General features: G+C 70.7%; 13 protein-coding genes. 5 read left to right on the forward strand and 8 right to left on the reverse strand.

All coding sequences use genetic code 11. The annotated features are described in order from the left end of the window. Positions 1 to 24 precede the first annotated feature (24 nt). Together QL987_RS08350 and QL987_RS08355 are read right to left on the reverse strand one after the other, a co-directional pair. Positions 25 to 525, reverse strand: coding sequence for a hypothetical protein (locus tag QL987_RS08350; RefSeq protein ID WP_290157175.1), 501 nt, complete (start codon positions 523 to 525; stop codon positions 25 to 27). Between the two features lie 130 nt (positions 526 to 655). Next, positions 656 to 3,772, reverse strand: coding sequence for an Rne/Rng family ribonuclease (locus QL987_RS08355; protein WP_290157177.1), 3,117 nt, complete (start codon positions 3,770 to 3,772; stop codon positions 656 to 658). 327 nt (positions 3,773 to 4,099) lie between these two features. On the opposite strand from QL987_RS08355, the gene QL987_RS08360 reads away from it, so the two are divergent. The 3 genes from QL987_RS08360 to QL987_RS08370 all read left to right on the forward strand — a co-directional run bounded on the left by QL987_RS08360 (position 4,100) and on the right by QL987_RS08370 (position 6,175). Continuing rightward, the gene (locus tag QL987_RS08360) at positions 4,100 to 4,705 is read left to right on the forward strand and encodes a vitamin K epoxide reductase family protein (RefSeq protein ID WP_290157179.1); all 606 of its coding nucleotides are present in this window, start codon (positions 4,100 to 4,102) and stop codon (positions 4,703 to 4,705) included. Between the two features lie 114 nt (positions 4,706 to 4,819). Further along, positions 4,820 to 5,686, forward strand: coding sequence for a thioredoxin domain-containing protein (locus QL987_RS08365; protein ID WP_290157180.1), 867 nt, complete (start codon positions 4,820 to 4,822; stop codon positions 5,684 to 5,686). Between the two features lie 168 nt (positions 5,687 to 5,854). Continuing rightward, entirely contained in the window at positions 5,855 to 6,175 is a 321-nt protein-coding gene (locus tag QL987_RS08370; protein WP_290157182.1) for a hypothetical protein, read from the forward strand. Positions 6,176 to 6,252: 77 nt separating this feature from the next. Here QL987_RS08370 and ndk read toward each other — a convergent pair whose 3' ends face one another. Genes ndk through ileS form a run of 4 tightly spaced genes read right to left on the reverse strand, consistent with a single transcriptional unit; the run spans position 6,253 to position 11,886 of the window. Further along, entirely contained in the window at positions 6,253 to 6,672 is a 420-nt protein-coding gene (ndk, locus tag QL987_RS08375; RefSeq protein WP_111076204.1) for a nucleoside-diphosphate kinase, read from the reverse strand. A gap of 35 nt (positions 6,673 to 6,707) precedes the next feature. Then, positions 6,708 to 7,079: a DUF4233 domain-containing protein gene (locus tag QL987_RS08380; RefSeq protein ID WP_111076203.1), complete on the reverse strand. Its 372-nt coding sequence runs from the start codon at positions 7,077 to 7,079 to the stop codon at positions 6,708 to 6,710. 41 nt (positions 7,080 to 7,120) lie between these two features. Beyond that, entirely contained in the window at positions 7,121 to 8,608 is a 1,488-nt protein-coding gene (locus QL987_RS08385) for a folylpolyglutamate synthase/dihydrofolate synthase family protein (protein ID WP_290157184.1), read from the reverse strand. Next, the gene (gene ileS, locus QL987_RS08390) at positions 8,605 to 11,886 is read right to left on the reverse strand and encodes an isoleucine--tRNA ligase (RefSeq protein ID WP_290157186.1); all 3,282 of its coding nucleotides are present in this window, start codon (positions 11,884 to 11,886) and stop codon (positions 8,605 to 8,607) included. The genes QL987_RS08385 and ileS overlap by 4 nt, the downstream gene beginning before the upstream one ends. Before the next feature lie 254 nt (positions 11,887 to 12,140). Here ileS and QL987_RS08395 point away from each other — a divergent pair, with 254 nt between their 5' ends. After that, the gene (locus tag QL987_RS08395; protein WP_290157188.1) at positions 12,141 to 13,214 is read left to right on the forward strand and encodes a cation diffusion facilitator family transporter; all 1,074 of its coding nucleotides are present in this window, start codon (positions 12,141 to 12,143) and stop codon (positions 13,212 to 13,214) included. 18 nt (positions 13,215 to 13,232) lie between these two features. On the opposite strand, the gene QL987_RS08400 is transcribed toward QL987_RS08395, so the two are convergent. After that, positions 13,233 to 14,099, reverse strand: coding sequence for a hypothetical protein (locus QL987_RS08400; RefSeq protein ID WP_290157190.1), 867 nt, complete (start codon positions 14,097 to 14,099; stop codon positions 13,233 to 13,235). 72 nt (positions 14,100 to 14,171) lie between these two features. Next, complete coding sequence (locus QL987_RS08405) at positions 14,172 to 14,771, reverse strand: TetR/AcrR family transcriptional regulator (protein WP_181439361.1); 600 nt, start codon at positions 14,769 to 14,771, stop codon at positions 14,172 to 14,174. Positions 14,772 to 14,803: 32 nt separating this feature from the next. Here QL987_RS08405 and QL987_RS08410 point away from each other — a divergent pair, with 32 nt between their 5' ends. Next, positions 14,804 to 16,453 (forward strand): ABC transporter substrate-binding protein, encoded by a 1,650-nt coding sequence (locus tag QL987_RS08410; protein ID WP_290157193.1) that lies wholly within the window; start codon positions 14,804 to 14,806, stop codon positions 16,451 to 16,453. Positions 16,454 to 16,511: the final 58 nt, after the last annotated feature.

Below are 16,511 nucleotides of genomic sequence, written 5' to 3' on the forward strand. Positions count from 1 at the left end.
CGTCGCGGTGCGGCAGTGCAGGCGTCAGCGCGGGTGTCGCCCGAGCCACAGCCACGCGGCCGTCGCCGAGCCGACGAGCATCAGGGTCATCGGCAGCCCGAGCTGCAGCGGCGTGGTGACGGCCTCCACGAGCAGTCGACCGAGCCCGGCGCCCTGGCCCCGCTGCTGGACGGCGCCGTACGCCCCGGTGGTGATGCCGACCAGGGCCAGCGCCACGGTGCCCGCAGCGCCCGCCAGGACGGCGCGCAGGAGCACGACGGGCAGCGGCGCACGGGGCACCACCGGCACCAGGAACACCAGCACCAGGAAGGCCGCCAGCCAGAACGGGAACCGGGCGACGAAGACGTTCTGCACGAACGCCTCGACCAGGCTCGTCCCGCCGTGGCTCCGGAACGGCCCGACGATCGTGCTCGTGCCGACCAGGCCGATCAGTCCCGCCAGGAACTCGACCAGGACGACGCTGACCACCGTGAGGGCGGCACCCGTCGTCGCCAGGGTGGAGACCCCGGGCGCCACGACGGGCACACGGACCGAGCGGGACCCGGACGGCCCCGGCGGGGGCACCGCGCGCGGCGGCACGGCACCCCAGCCGGATCCGGACCGGTCGTGACCCGCAGCCGGGCCACGACCGGTCGGACGCTGCTCGTCCGTCACATCACTGCCCGAGGATGACGGTGCCGTCGCCCTCGGTGTCCGTCGGGTTCGCCGGGGCACTGATGCTGCCCGACGAGACGCGACGCGACCGCGCACGACCCTGACCGGGCTGCTTCGGCTCCGGCAGTGCCTGCAGCACCGAGTCCAGGAGCGACTCCGCAGCCTCCTCGCTCACCCGACGCGGTTCGCGCTTGGCGACCCCCACCGGGATGTCGAGGATGGCGACCGTCGTGTCGGCCGGCGTGACCGGGGCCGACGAGCTGACCCGACGGCGACCGGCGGGGCGCTCCTTGGGCGCGGCAGCCGGCTGCTCGGCGGCGGCAGCGGACCGCTGCGCCGACGAGGACTCCGCCGGTGCGGACTCGGATCGCGTGGACCGCGTGTGGACACCCGTCGTCGTCGCGGGGAGCACGACCTCCGGAGCGGGCGTCTCGAGCGGCGCGTGCTGCGTCTCCTGAGCCTCCGGGGCCTGCTGCGCCTGCTGGCTGTCGCCCGAGGCCTGCTGCGCACCGGTGCTCGCCTGCGGTGCGTCACCGGCACGGCTGCCACGACGACGTCGACGCTTCGAGCCACCGGTCGACTCGCTCGGCGCCTCGGCCGCGGGGGCGACCGGCGACGTGGGCGTGACCGGCGACACCGGCGACGCGGCACCGGCGATGCCGGTGACCGGCACGTCGGACTCCTCGTGCGGGATCGTCGACGCGGCGATCCGGGACAGCGCGTGCTTCACGTCGTCCGTGATCTGGTGCGCCTGCGACGCCTTCGGCTCGGCCGCGGGGGCAGTGCCGTTCCCGTTGCCGTTGCCGTTCCCGCCGCGGGGCTTGCGACGACCCTTGGTCGGGCCCGGGTCGGCGTTGTTGTCGTTGACCTTGGCGTTGACCTCGTCGAGCGACTCGCGCAGACCGACACCGATCTTCTTGCGGGTCATCTGGACGAGACCGAGCGAGGTGACCTCGGCCACTTGGTGCTTGGTCCGGTCGCGGCTCAGGCACTCCATGAGACGACGGAGCACGAGGTCCCGGTTCTCCTCGAGCACCATGTCGATGAAGTCGACGACGATGATGCCGCCGATGTCGCGCAGACGCAGCTGACGGACGAGCTCCTCGGCTGCCTCGAGGTTGTTCTTCGTGACCGTCTCCTCGAGGTTGCCCCCGGAGCCGACGAACTTGCCGGTGTTCACGTCGACGACCGTCATGGCCTCGGTGCGGTCGATCACGAGCGAACCACCGGAGGGCAGCCAGACCTTGCGGTCGAGCGCCTTCTCGATCTGCTCGTTGATCCGGTGCTCCTCGAACGAGTCCGGGCCCTGGTAGAGCTCGACGCGGTCCTTGAGGTCCGGCGCGACGGCCGACAGGTACTCGTCGATCGTCTCGCGGGCGGACTCGCCGTCGATGATGAGCTTGGTGAAGTCCTCGTTGAAGACGTCACGGACGATCTTCACGAGCAGGTCGGGCTCGGAGTGCAGCATGACCGGCGCCTGGCCGCTCTGGACCTTCTTCTCGATGGCCTCCCACTGGCTGGTGAGGCGCTGCACGTCGCGCGTCAGCTGGTCCTCGGTGGCGCCCTCGGCCGCGGTGCGCACGATGACGCCGGCGTGCTCGGGGAGGACCTCCTTGAGGATCTTCTTGAGACGCGCACGCTCGGTGTCCGGCAGCTTGCGGGAGATCCCGTTCATCGAGCCGTTCGGCACGTAGACCAGGTAGCGGCCCGGCAGGGACACCTGGCTGGTCAGGCGCGCACCCTTGTGGCCGACCGGGTCCTTCGTGACCTGCACGAGGACCTTGTCGCCCGGCTTGAGCGCGGCTTCGATGCGACGGCCGTGGCTGGTGTCGACGGAGTTCCAGTCGACCTCGCCGGCGTAGAGGACGGCGTTGCGACCGCGGCCGATGTCGACGAAGGCGGCCTCCATCGACGGCAGGACGTTCTGCACCTTGCCGAGGTAGACGTTGCCGATCAGCGACACGTTCTGCGACTTGGTGACGTAGTGCTCGGCGAGGACGTTGTCCTCGAGCACGCCGATCTCGATGGTCGAGGAGCTCGACCGGACGATCATCTGGCGGTCGACGCTCTCGCGGCGTGCGAGGAACTCGTCCTCGGTCACGACCTGGCGACGGCGTCCGGCGTCACGGCCGTCACGGCGGCGCTGCTTCTTCGCCTCGAGGCGCGTGGAGCCCTTGATGCGCTGCGGCTCGGTGATCAGCTCGGGCTCGCGGCGGCGCGGTTCGGCCTGCTCGCGGTCGCTGCTGCTCCCCCGGCGGCGGGTCCGGCGGCGGCTGCCACCCTGCTCCTCGCGGTCCTCGTCGTCCCAGCGGTCCGAACGGTCCGAACGCTCGACGCGGTCGTCGCGCGCCGGTCGGTCGTCGCGGTCGTCGCGGTCGTCACGCTCGTCGCGCTCGTACCGGTCCGAACGGTCGTACCGGTCGTTCCGGCCGGAGCGGGAGCCGCGTCCGGAACGCTCGGGGCGGTCGGAACGGTCGTACCGGTCGCCGCGGTCACGGTCGTGCTCGCGCTCGGAACGGGCCGGCAGCTCCGGCAGCACCGGGGCGTGGAAGATCAGGCTGAGCGTGCTCGTCGCCTTCGGGACGAACGGCTCGGCAGGTGCCGGCGCGGTCGTGTCCTCGGGACGGGAGGCCCGTTCCGCGTCCGGCGCGTCGGTTCCGTCCGTCGTCGTGGCCGCGTCGGAGCCCTCGACGGCGTCGGTCGGTGCCGCCTCAGCCTGGGTGTCCTGCTCGGCGGCGTCGCTGACGACCGGGATGTCGCCCGTCAGGGTGCTGACGTCCTCCGGCGCGGTGCTCGCACCCGAGGCCGTGTCGACGACGACCTCGACGGCCGGGGCCGCCTCGACGTCGGCCTCGGCCGTGTCGGTGACGTCCGCGGTGTCCGTCACGTCGGCACCGTCGGAGGCGTCGAGCGCCTCGGCGACGTCGACCGCGGGTGCCGCTGCGGGCGCCTCGTCGACCTCGTCCGAGGCGACCGTCTCGACGGCGTCGGTCGACGTGTCGGACGGGTCACGGGCCTCCAGGCCGCCGGACCGGGCGCGACGGCCGCCGAACAGGCGGGTCCGGCGCTTCGGCGCGTCGTCGGTGTTCTGGTTCTGGTTCTCGTTCTGCTCCACCATGGACTGGTGCACTCCTCGACCCCGCACTCACCCGCGAGGGTGGCGGGAACTCTCTCGTATCGGTGCGGGCGGCGACTCCGCCCCCGCGCTCGCTGCTGTCAGTGACCGATCGGCGTCTCGTCCGCGCCCGGTCGTCGTGGGCACCCGGCTCACGGCGGCTCGGCGTCGGAGGTGACGCGTCGTCCGGTCACGGTGCTCTGTCACAGCACCATCACGTCCGGGCGGTGGCCCGGCAAGTTCTCGTCGTCACCCGGATCGGCCGGGTGACTCCCCCATCATCGCACGCGGTCAGGGAGAACGCCGGGAGGCCCGTGCGAAGATGACGCCGTGAGTTCGACGTCTGTTGCTCCCCGCCGTCCCGTCGCCGTCGCGATCCTGCTGATCGTGACGGGTGCCGTCGGGCTCTACGCCGCCTTCCGACTGGTGCTGGACGAGTTCGAAAAGTACGAGAACCCGAAGGCCGTGCTGACGTGCGACGTCAGTCCGTTCGTGAACTGCTCGAACGTGATGGCCAGTGCGCAGGGACACCTGTTCGGCTTCCCCAACCCGCTGCTCGGGCTCATGGGGTTCGTCGCGCCGATCGCCGTCGGGGTCGTGTTGCTCGCTGGCTTCCGCGGCACGAAGTGGTTCTGGACGCTGTTCAACTCCGGTCTCTTCTTGGCCTGGGTGTTCGTCACCTGGCTCTTCACGCAGACCGTCTGGTTCATCGGGTACCTCTGCCCGTGGTGCATGCTCGTCTGGGCGATGACCATCCCGCTCTTCTGGCTGTTCACGATCTGGAACCTGGCGAAGGGCAACCTGCCGTTCGGTAGCGGCGGCCGTCGGGTCGGGCGCGCGCTCCTGCCGTTCTGTTGGGCCTTCCCGCTCGCGAACTACCTCTTCATCGCCGTGGTGATCCTGGTGGAGTTCCCGCACGTCCTCACCACGCTCTAGCTCCTCCTCGGCACCGCGGCAGGGCCACGCTGCGGTGACGTGTCACCTGATTCCTGGGGTCTTCCCAGCGCAGGGACCCGGTCCCGACGGTCGGAGCCGTTACGCTCGTTCCCGATGAGCGACAACGAGAGCAAGAAGGCGCGCCGCAACGCCGCGCGCGAGCGTGCCCGCGAGGCCCGCCAGAAGGAGCAGGCCCGCCGACGTCGGAACAAGACGTTCCTGATCAGCGGCATCATCGTCGGCGCCCTGGCGGTCGTCGCGATCGTCGTGCTCGTGGTCGCGAACTCGATCCAGCCCGTCGGGCCCGGACCGAAGAACATGGCGAGCGACGGCATCCTGCTCACGGGCAAGAGCGGCAAGATCGTCCCTGTCGAGACGAAGGCGATCCCCGAGGGCGGCAAGCCGACGGCGACGAAGCAGGACGACTCGGTCGCGAACATCACCCTGTACGAGGACTACATGTGCCCCGTCTGCAACCAGTTCGAGACCGGCAACATGACCCAGATCAAGCAGTGGGTCAAGGACGGCACTGCCACTCTCGAGGTACACCCCTTCAACCTGCTCGACCGCTCCTCGCTCGGGTCGAAGTACTCGACGCGTGCCGCTGCAGCGGCCGCTTGTGTCGCGAACTACGACCCCGATGCCTTCCTCGACGTCAACACCGCCTTCTACGCGAACCAGCCGTCCGAGAACACCCGAGGGCTGACGAACGACGAGCTCGCCGACATCGCGAAGAAGGCCGGCGCGACGAACGCGAAGGTGCAGTCCTGCATCACCGACCAGGAGTTCGCCGCCTGGGTCGGTGACGCCACGAACCGCGTCCTGACCGAGCCGCTCGCCAACTCCGACGTCCCCAAGCTCACGGGCACGCCCACGGTGATCGTGAACGGCAAGCAGTACAACGCCGACAACACCACCGCGTGGAGTGACACCAGCTCCTTCGCCACGTTCGTCGAGCAGCACGGCGGCGCCGGCAAGTAGCCACCACGTGACGAAGAAGGCCCCCGCACACTCGAGTGCGGGGGCCTTCCTCATTGCGATGGCAGCTGCATTTTTGCTCAGGGTCGGGTCACGCCGATAGTGTCCGATAAGACCTGTCGAGGTCGAAGTCATGGGGGCTCGATCGACGGGTCGTTTGAGGGGAAACACATGAAGAACGAATCTCTGCGCCGGATCCTGGCTGCCACCGTCGTCAGCGCCGCGGTGGTCTTCGGATCGATCGCGGTCGCCGGGCCCGCTTCAGCTGCCACCGGGTGCCGCGGGACGACGTACGACCCGGTCTCCGGACGCGTGACAGCCACCTGCGAGAACATCCCGAAGATGGTCTTCAAGGCGCACTGTGACGGCGGCGGTCCGTTCCCGTCGTGGACGAAGACCAGCCCGAAGATCGCGGTGGGTTCCGGTCGCACCGTCACGTACAAGTTCACGTCGTGCCTGTCGAGCGGTCGCGCATCGGCTGGACCCGCCTGATCGTACGGCTGCTCAGTGAGCAACGACGAAGGCCCCCGCACTCTCGAGTGCGGGGGCCTTCGTCGTTGCGACTCAGCTCAGGCGAACCAGAGGCCGAGCTCGCGCGCGGCGGACTCGGTGGAGTCGGAGCCGTGCACCAGGTTCTGCTGGACCTTGAGGCCCCAGTCGCGGCCCAGGTCACCACGGATGGTGCCCGGCGCGGCCGAGGTCGGGTCGGTGGTGCCGGCGAGCGAACGGAACCCGGCGATGACGCCGTTGCCCGCGACGCGGACGGCGACGACCGGACCGGACTGCATGAACTCGACGAGCGGCTCGAAGAACGGCTTGCCCTGGTGCTCTTCGTAGTGGCTGTCGAGCAGGTCGCGCGGCGCGGTCAGCATCTTCAGGTCGACGATCTCGTAGCCCTTGGCCTCGATCCGGCGGAGGATCTCACCGGTGAGCTGGCGGGCGACGCCGTCGGGCTTGACGAGGACGAGGGTCTCTTCGAGTTCGGACACAGCGGGACTCCCTGCGGTTCGGGGGTGGTGGTGGGTCAGTCCTCGCCGAGTGCGGCTCGGCGGGCGGCGTTCTGGCGGTCGAGCTGACCGCCCTTGACGAAGCAGAACACCCACAGCGCCAGGAACACCACGCCCACCGCGACCATGAAGGGCTCGATGAACCCGGTGGCGAGGATGGCCGCCTGCAGCAGCCACCCGAACCATACACCGGCCCGGGAACCGGTCAGACGGGACGCGAGGGCCAGGATCACGATCGCCGCGATCCCGCCGCCGAAGGCCAGCCCGGCCGGCAGGGTGTGCTTGCCGAAGACGACGAGCATCGGGAAGAAGAACATGATCGCCTCGAGCACCAGGGTGATCGACAGCAGGCTCTCGCGCGCCCCACGGTCACGACGCGGACGTCGCATCCGGGGTGCGCGCGGCGGCCGGGAGGCCCGTCCTGCGTCCGTCACTTCGACCCGCCTTCCCGGTGCACGAGTTCCATCACGGCGCCGACCATGACGATCGAGCCGGCGACCAGGACCATCGCGTCCTCGGCATCGGCGTCGTCGGCCAGGTCACGTGCCTCCTGGAGGGCTCCGGCGAGCGACGGCTCGACGACGACCCGGTCGTTACCGACCTCGTCGACGACGACCCCGGCGAACTCGTCGGCGTCGAGGGCCCGCTCCCCCGGCGGCTGCGTCACGACGAACGTGGCGACGGTGTCCTTCAGGGCGCGGACGAACCCGCGGGCGTCCTTGTCGCGGAGGATCCCGACGACGCCGACGACGTGGTCGGACGGGAACGCCACCGGCAGCGCGTCGGCGAGGGCCTTCGCGCCGTGCGGGTTGTGCGCCGCGTCGACCACGACGGTCGGCCCGGTCGCGATCGGCTGCAGACGACCCGGGCTCGTGGCGTTCGCGAGCCCCTCGCTGAGGACGTCCTCGTCGAGGGCCTGGCTGCCGCGGCCGAGGAACGACTCGACGGCGGCGATGGCGACGGCCGCGTTGTGGGCCTGGTGTGCGCCGAACAGCGGCACGAACAGGTCGTCGTAGGTGCCGGCGATGCCCTGCACGCTGACGAGCTGTCCGCCGACGGCCGGGGTGTCGCTGGTGACCCGGAAGGCTGTTCCCTCGACCGCGAGGGTCGACTCGGTGAGTTCGGCGGCCCGCTCGAGTTCGGCGAGGGCCTCGGGCGTCTGCGCGCTCGACACCACGGACGAGGACGGCTTCACGATGCCCGACTTCGTCCGGGCGATCTCGGCGACGGTGTTGCCGAGCTGCTTCGCGTGGTCGATCGCGATCGGGGTGAAGACCTGCACCTGGCTCTGCACGACGTTGGTGGAGTCCCACTCGCCGCCCATGCCGACCTCGATCACGGCGACGTCGACGGGCGCCTCGGCGAAGCACGCGAGCGCCAGGACGGTCAGCGCTTCGAAGAACGTCAGCGGCAGCTCGCCCTTCGCGGTGAGCTCGGCGTCGGTCATCTCGAGGATCGGGGTGATGTCGTCCCAGTTCTCGACGAAGCGGCTCGACTCGATGGGCTCGCCGTCGATGACGATGCGCTCCCGGATCGACACCAGGTGCGGGCTGGTCATCAGGCCGGTGCGCAGGCCGTGGGCGCGGACGATGCTCTCGGTCATCCGGGCCGTCGAGGTCTTGCCGTTCGTGCCGGTGATGTGGATGACCGGGTACGCCAGGTGCGGGTCGCCGAGCAGCTCGACGGCACGGCGGGTCGCGGTCAGGCGGTGCTCGGGCGACTGCTCGCCGATCCGGGCGTAGAGGGCGGCCTCGACGCGCTTGACCTCGTCGTCGTCACCGCCGTAGGGCAGGGCGTCGCCCGGGGCGGTGTCGCCGGCCGGGCCGACGGGGATCTCGACCCCGTCGGGGGCGAGGTCGTCCGTGTCGTCGGGTGCCATGTCGTCGTCGTGCGCGTCGTACTCGTTGCTGTCGCTCATGCGCGTGCCACCTCCACGGACACCTTCGCGTCGTCGCCGACCTCGGTCGCGGTCTCGTCCGCCCCGAAGTCGGTCGCGACGACGTCGATCGACGTCGCCAGGGTCTCCCCGGCGATCAGCTGGTCGTGCTCGCGCACCGCGTCGGCGGCGGCGGTCGAGACCCGGAGCGTCAGTGCGATGCGGTCGCCGACGTCGAGTCCGGCGTCACGGCGGGCCTGCTGCACGGCGCGGACGACGTCGCGGGCCAGGCCCTCGGCCTCGAGCTCGGGCGTCGTGACGGTGTCGAGGACGACGAAGCCGCCGCCGTCCAGGAACGCCACGGCCGTCGCTGCGTCCGCGACGGTGAGGTCGAGGGTGTACTCGCCCTCGACCAGGTCGATGCCACCGACGGTGACGCCGGTCTCGGTCGCCACCCAGTCGCCCTTCTTGGCGGCCGGGATCACCTGCTGCACGGCCTTGCCGATGCGGGGGCCGGCGGCACGGGCGTTGACGGTGAGCTTCCGCTCGATGCCGTACTGCGCCAGTGACTCCTCGGCCTGCTCCTCGAGGACCACCTGCTTCACGTTGAGCTCGTCGCGGAGGATGTCCGCGAACGGCTCGACCGCGGCGGGGTCCGGCACGACGAGCGTCAGCGTCGCCAGCGGCAGGCGGACCCGCTTGCCCGTCGACTTGCGGAGCGCGAGCCCCTTCGAGGCGACGTCGCGCACGCGGTCCATCGCCGCGACCAGAGCGTCGACGGCGGGGAACTCGGCGGCGTCCGGCCAGTCGGTCAGGTGCACACTGCGGTCGCCGGTCAGGCCCTTCCAGACCTCCTCCGTGACCAGCGGCGCCAGCGGCGCCGACACCCGGGCGAGTGTCTCGAGGACCGTGAACAGCGTGTCGAACGCGGCCGTCGCCTCTGCGGAGGACTCGGCGCCCGCCCAGAACTTGTCGCGCGACCGGCGGACGTACCAGTTCGTGAGCACGTCGGCGAAGTCGCGGATCGCCTGGGCGGCCAGCGGGGTGTCGAGCGCGTCGAGGTGCGTCGTGACGTCCGCGACGAGCACCCGGGTCTTCGCGAGCAGGTACCGGTCGAGCACGTCGGTGCTCGCCGTGCTGCGGCTCGCCTGGTACCCGTCGGCGCCCGAGGCGTTCGCGTAGAGGGTGAAGAAGTAGTACGTCGACCAGAGCGGCAGCAGGAACTCGCGGACGCCCTGGCGGATGCCCTCTTCCGTGACGACGAGGTTGCCGCCGCGGATCACCGACGACGACATCAGGAACCAGCGCATGGCGTCGGCGCCGTCGCGGTCGAAGACCTCGGACACGTCCGGGTAGTTCCGCAGGCTCTTCGACATCTTCTGACCGTCGGAGCCGAGCACGATGCCGTGGCTGATGACGTTCGTGAACGCCGGCCGGTCGAACAGCGCGGTTGAGAGCACGTGCATGACGTAGAACCAGCCGCGCGTCTGCCCGATGTACTCGACGATGAAGTCGGCCGGGCTGTGGGCGTCGAACCACTCGGCGTTCTCGAACGGGTAGTGCACCTGGGCGTACGGCATCGACCCGGAGTCGAACCACACGTCGAACACGTCGGTGATCCGGCGCATCGTGGACTGCCCGGTGGGGTCGTCCGGGTTCGGGCGGGTCAGGTCGTCGATGAACGGGCGGTGCAGGTCGACCTGCCCCTCGGCGTTCAGCGGCAGGCGCCCGAAGTCACGCTCGATCTCCGCGAGTGAGCCGTAGACGTCGGTACGGGGGTGCTCCGGGTCGTCCGACACCCAGACCGGGATCGGCGTGCCGAAGTACCGGTTGCGGGACACCGACCAGTCGATGGCGTTGCCGACCCACTTGCCGAACTGGCCGTCCTTGACGTTGTCCGGCACCCAGTTGACGTCCTGGTTGAGCTCGCCCATGCGGTCGCGCAGCTCGGTCACGCGGACGAACCACGACGACACGGCCTTGTAGATGAGGGGCTTGCGGCAGCGCCAGCAGTGCGGGTAGCTGTGCTCGTAGGACGCCTGGCGGAGCAGACGTCCGGCGTCGCGCACGGCCTTCGTCAGCGGCTTGTTCGCATCCGACCAGAGCATGCCGGCGACCTCGCCGAACTGGGACGTGAAGACGCCGCCGTCGTCGAGCGAGAGCACCACGGGGATGCCCGCGGCCGCGCAGACCTCTTGGTCGTCGGCACCGTAGGCCGGGGCCTGGTGCACGATGCCGGTGCCCTCGCCGGTCTCGACGTACTCGGCGACCAGGATCTTCCAGCCGTTCTCCATGCCCTCGGTCTCGGCCAAGAAGTCGAACAGGCGCTCGTAGGTGACGCCGTCGAGCTCCTGGCCCGCGACCGTGCGGGTGACGGCCTCGACGGCCTCCTCGGCCGACGCGTACCCGAGGTCCTTCGCGTGCGCGGCCACGGTGTCGGACGCGAGCAGGTACTGCGCCGAACCGGCGCTGCCACCGTCCGCCGCGCCTCCCGGCCCGGCCGGCACGACCGCGTAGGCGATCTCCGGACCGACCGCGAGCGCCGCGTTCGTCGGCAGGGTCCACGGCGTCGTCGTCCAGGCGAGGGCGCGCACGCCGGCCAGGCCGAGCGCGTCCGCCCGGGCGCCAGTCAGCGGGAACGCGACGGTGACGGACTGGTCCTGACGCGTCTTGTAGACGTCGTCGTCCATCCGCAGCTCGTGGTTCGACAGCGGGGTCTGGTCGTTCCAGCAGTACGGCAGGACCCGGAAGCCCTCGTACGCCAGGCCCTTGTCCCAGAGGGTCTTCCACGCCCAGAGGACGCTCTCCATGAAGGTGACGTCGAGGGTCTTGTAGTCGTCCTCGAAGTCGACCCAGCGCGCCTGGCGGGTGACGTACCGCTGCCAGTCGTCGGTGTACTGCAGGACGGACTTCTTGGCGGCGGCGTTGAACACGTCGATGCCCATGGCGTCGATCTCGTGCTTCTCGGTGATGCCGAGCTGCCGCATCGCCTCGAGTTCAGCGGGCAGGCCGTGCGTGTCCCACCCGAAGCGGCGGTGCACCTGCTTGCCGCGCATGGTCTGGTAGCGCGGGAAGACGTCCTTGGCGTAGCCGGTCAGCAGGTGCCCGTAGTGCGGCAGGCCGTTGGCGAACGGGGGGCCGTCGTAGAAGGTCCACTCGTCCGAGCCCTCGCGCTGCGCGATGGAGGCGCGGAAGGTGTCGTCGCCCTTCCAGAAGGCGAGGATGCCGTCCTCGACCGCGGGGAAGGACGGGGACGGGGAGACACCGTCCGCACCGTTCGACGGCTCGTTCGCGGGATCGCGGTTCAGGGGGTAACGCACCGGATGGCTCCTGGAGGTCGGTGGAACTGGACCACGAGGACGGAGCCTGCGCTCCGCGGTACCACCTCGCTTGCCTCGGACCGGCGCGACCGCCTGTTCGTGACCACTCTGCGTCGGGGATGGTGACGGTCCCGAACCCGTCCGGTTCTACTGACGACCCCCGTCGGGTGCCGCGTTCTTCCGGATGACTCCCCGGTGATGGCCGGATCGATGCCTGTGCACCCGACTCTACCGGACGAGAGCATGCTGGAGCGATGCCCTCGTCGACGTCATCCGAGGCTCCGGAGACCGCTCCGGACGCCTCGTCCTCCAGCTCGCAAGCGAAGCCGGAGTCCCTGCTCACCGTCCTCATCGCGTTCGGCGCGAACCTGCTCGTCGCCGTCGCGAAGTCCGTCGCCGCGATGCTCACCGGCTCTGCCTCGATGGTGGCCGAGGCCGCGCACTCGTGGGCCGACACCGGCAACGAGGTGTTCCTGCTCATCGCCGAACGGCGGGGCGCCCGGAAGCGCGATGCCCGGCACCCGCTCGGCTACGGCCGGGAGACCTACATCTGGTCGATGTTCGCCGCGTTCGGGCTCTTCACCGCGGGTGCGATCGTGTCGATCTACCACGGCATCACCGAGCTCGGGGACACCGGACCGGCCGAGGACGTCCTGCTCAACTACATCGTGCTCGGGGTGTCGTTCCTGCTCGAGGGCACGAGCTTCCTGCAGGCCTTCCGGCAGGCGCACGGTGCCGCGACGAAGCGCCGGGTGCCGGTCCTCCGCCACGTGCTGCAGTCGTCGAACCCGACGCTCCGAGCGGTGTTCGCCGAGGACGCCGCCGCGCTCGTCGGCCTGGTGATCGCCTTCCTCGGTGTCTTCCTGCACCAGGTCACGGGCCTCGCCGTGTTCGACGCCATCGGGTCGATCGCCGTCGGCCTGCTGCTCGGTGTCGTCGCGATCGTCCTCATCGACCGCAACCGCCGGTTCCTGCTCGGTGAGAGCACGTCGCCCGAGCTCGAGGACGCCGTGCTCGTCGAGCTGCTCGCCCGCGACCAGGTCGAGAGCGTCAGCTACCTGCACCTGGAGTTCGTCGGCCCGTCGCGCGTCTACATGGTCGCCGCGGTCGACCTGGTCGGCAACGACACCGAGGAGCACGTCGCCGGCCGGCTCCGGAAGATCGAACAGTCCCTCGAGGACAGCCAGTACGTCGAGGAGGCCGTGCTCACGTTGTCCGTGCCGGGTGCGGCTGCCCTCGTGCCGACCGGGGACGAGATCCCCGAGGTCGTCAAGGACGGGACCGTCGAGGACGTCGCGGCCGGCGGCGCGGGGACCCTCCGCGCCTGACCGGGCCGCGGGGGTCGATCAGCAGTCGGCTTCGGTGAACTCGAGGTCGACCGTCTTGTCGGAGCCCGGGAAGACGTAGGAGTACCGCATCGCGATGTCCTCCTCGAGGATGTCCCGCGTCGCCGTCGTCGAGCAGAGGTTCGACAGCACCGAGCTGCGGATCGCCCGCTCGGAGATCGCGGTCGGGTCGGCGGCGACGCTGTAGCGGTAGTGGATCGCGTCGTCCTCGGCGTCGACCCCGGTCCAGGTCGTGATCGCGTCGACCTGCTTCGGGAAGGTCGTCTGCTCGGTGATCTTCTTGACGCCCTCGTCGACGAGCTCCTGCTTCGACGGACCGCCGAACGAGGACAGACCCCAGCGCACCAGGGCACCGGCGACGAGGAACGCCACGATGCCGACGACGGCCACCAGGACCCGACGGCCGCGGGGCTGCTGCGGGCGACCACCGTACGCGGCGGCACCGCCCGGCTGCATCATCGGTGCACCGCCGCCCTGCCAGGGCTGCTGGCCCTGGGGGCCGGCCGCACCGGCGGGGTAGTGCGGGGGCTGACCACCGTACTGGGGCGGCTGGCCACCGAACTGGGGCTGCTGGCCACCGAACTGCGGCGGCTGGCCACTGTCCTGCGGCGCCTGCTGGCCGCCGGGCTGCCCCGGGAACTGCGGTGCCTGGCCGGCCGGGTACTGCGGCTGCTGCGACGGGTACTCCGGTGCCGGCGCAGCGGCGTCCTGCGGCGCCTGGGCCGGGTACTCCGGTGCCGGTGCAGCGGCGTCCTGCGGCGCCTGGGCGGGGTACTCCGGCGCCTGCGCGGCATCACCCTCGTGGCGCTCCGGGTCCGGCCCACCCGTTCCGGACGACGACGGCTGCTGATCGGGTGTGTCGGGCACGGTTCCCCCTGGATTCGAAGGCCGTCCCCCTCGGACGGCGCACCCAGAACCTACCAGCGGACCGGCAGCGGGTCAGCGCGCGTCGAGCCCCGCGACGACGGGCGTCAACGCGGCACCGACGTACTCGACGAGTGGACGCCGACCGACGCCGTCCGTCACCCAGACCCCGAACGCCGCGGCCGCCGCCCCGAGCATCGCGCCGGCCACGGTCTGCGGCCAGAGCGACCCCGGGTGCTCCCCGGTCCGCCCGGCCACGAAGGACGCGACCGCCTGGTGCTGCGCGGTGACCCGGGTGGCGACGCTCGCGACGAGTTCGGCGCCGACGTCCATCACCTCGGCCTGCGCGATCGCCCACGGCACCCGGTCCGGGTCGTGGGCGCGGGCCGCGGCGAGCAGGGCGTCCTCGACCGCGCGGACGACACTCGACTCGGCAGAGGTCGCCAGGTGCTGCGGCAGGTCGGCCACCGCGGCGTCGAGGTCGAGCCACATCACGTCGGACTTCGCGGCGAAGTAGTTGAAGAAGGTGGCGCGGCTGACCCCGGCGCGGGCGGCGATGTGGTCCACCGTCGTCTTGGTGTAGCCCTGCTCGAGGAAGAGCTCGGCGGCGGCGTCCGCGAGCACCTCGGCACTCGATCGGCGCGGTCGACCGCCTCGGCGGGTGGGTTCGTCCATGCCTCCCAGTAAAGCGCTAGGCTGGCCGAGCCATGATCTTGGACCCAGTACAGAAAAGCCCGGCGCTGCGGCGCATCGTGACCGGCGTCGCCAGCGCGGCCACGATCCTCCTGGCCGTCGCGGCGTGCTCGGGCGGTGGCGCCCCCGGCGACAGCAGCACCCCGGTTCGTGGCGGCACCCTGACCTACGCGTCCGGCGACGCCGAGCCGACCTGCCTCGACCCGCACGTCGGCGGCAACTACCCGCAGGCGCTGCTCGCGACCCAGTACATCGAGGAGCTGGTCGGCCTCGACGACGGCGAGCCGACGCCGGAACTCGCCACGAAGTGGTCCACGAGCGACGACGGCAAGACCCTCACATTCACGTTGCGCGACGACGTGACCTTCACCGACGGCACCCCCTTCGACGCCGCCGCCGTCGTCGCGAACATCGAGCACGTGCAGGACCCGGCGACCGCGTCGAGCACCGGCTACCTCGCCCTGCAATCGATCGCGAAGGCCACGGCCACGAACGACCGGACCGTCACCCTGTCGCTGAGCCGCCCCGACGCGGCGTTGCTCGAGTCGTTCTCGCAGCCCTGGGTCGGCATGGAGTCACCGAAGGCGCTGCAGCGCAAGCAGGCCACGAACTGCGAGTCCCCCGTCGGCACCGGCCCGTTCCGGGTCACCGACTGGAAGCACGGCGACCGCGTCACCCTGACGAAGAACGCCGACTACACGCCGCTCGGCGGCTCGACCACGAAGCCCCGCCTCGACGGGCTGACCTGGCGCTTCCTGCCGGACTCGACCTCCCGCTACGCGGCGCTGCAGTCCGGGCAGGTCGACGTCATCGACAACGCGCAGCCCGACCAGCTCAAGGCGGCGTCGTCGAAGGCCGCGATCCGCGACCTCGACGCGCCCCGCCCCGGTGCGTCGAACCGGCTCGAGCTGAACTCCGGTCACGGGGTGTTCCAGGACGAGTCCGTCCGCAAGGCCTTCATCGCCGCGGCCGAGATCGACCCCGGACTGAAGTCGCTGTTCCTCGGCACCGCGAAGCGCTCGTACTCGGTGCTGTCGAGCGTCGAACCGACCTCGTACTCGGACAAGGCGCTCTTCGGGTACGACCCGTCGGAGGCCGAGCGCCTGCTCGACGCCGCCGGGTGGAAGGAGAACGGCGACGGCGTCCGCGAGAAGGACGGCAAGCCCCTCACCGTCACGTTCCCGGTCTCGACGAACCAGTCGGTCCCGGCCGAGCGCAGCCTGTTCCAGCAGATCCAGGCCTCCGAGGCGAAGGTCGGCATCTCGGTCAAGCTCGAGGAACTCGACCTGTCCAGCTGGTACGCCGCGCTGGCGAAGAACCAGTACGACGTCGTCAGCGCGCCCTACACGAAGGTCGGCCCGGACGTCCTCCGCATCCTCTACGACTCCGCGTCGATCACGCCGGCACCGTCGGGCTACTTCGCGAACCTCGCCCAACTCGACGACCCGGCACTCGACCGGCTGCTCGAGCGAGCCGCGCAGACCGCGGACTCCGCCGAGCGCGCCGATCTGGTCGAGCAGGCGCAGCAGACGATCCTCGAGAGCCGGACCGTCCTGCCGCTCTACGACCAGCAGAACCACTTCCTGTACCGCTCGGCCGTGCACGGCATCTCGACCACGTCGGTCTCGACGCCGTGGTTCGGGACCGCCTGGCTCGCCCGCTGACCCTCCGGTGGTGCACAGTCCGGTGACGGCCGGGAGGCCCGGGTCGACGATCCCGCTC

This window comes from Curtobacterium sp. APC 4022 (assembly GCF_030407555.1).
Lineage (GTDB): Bacteria > Actinomycetota > Actinomycetes > Actinomycetales > Microbacteriaceae > Curtobacterium.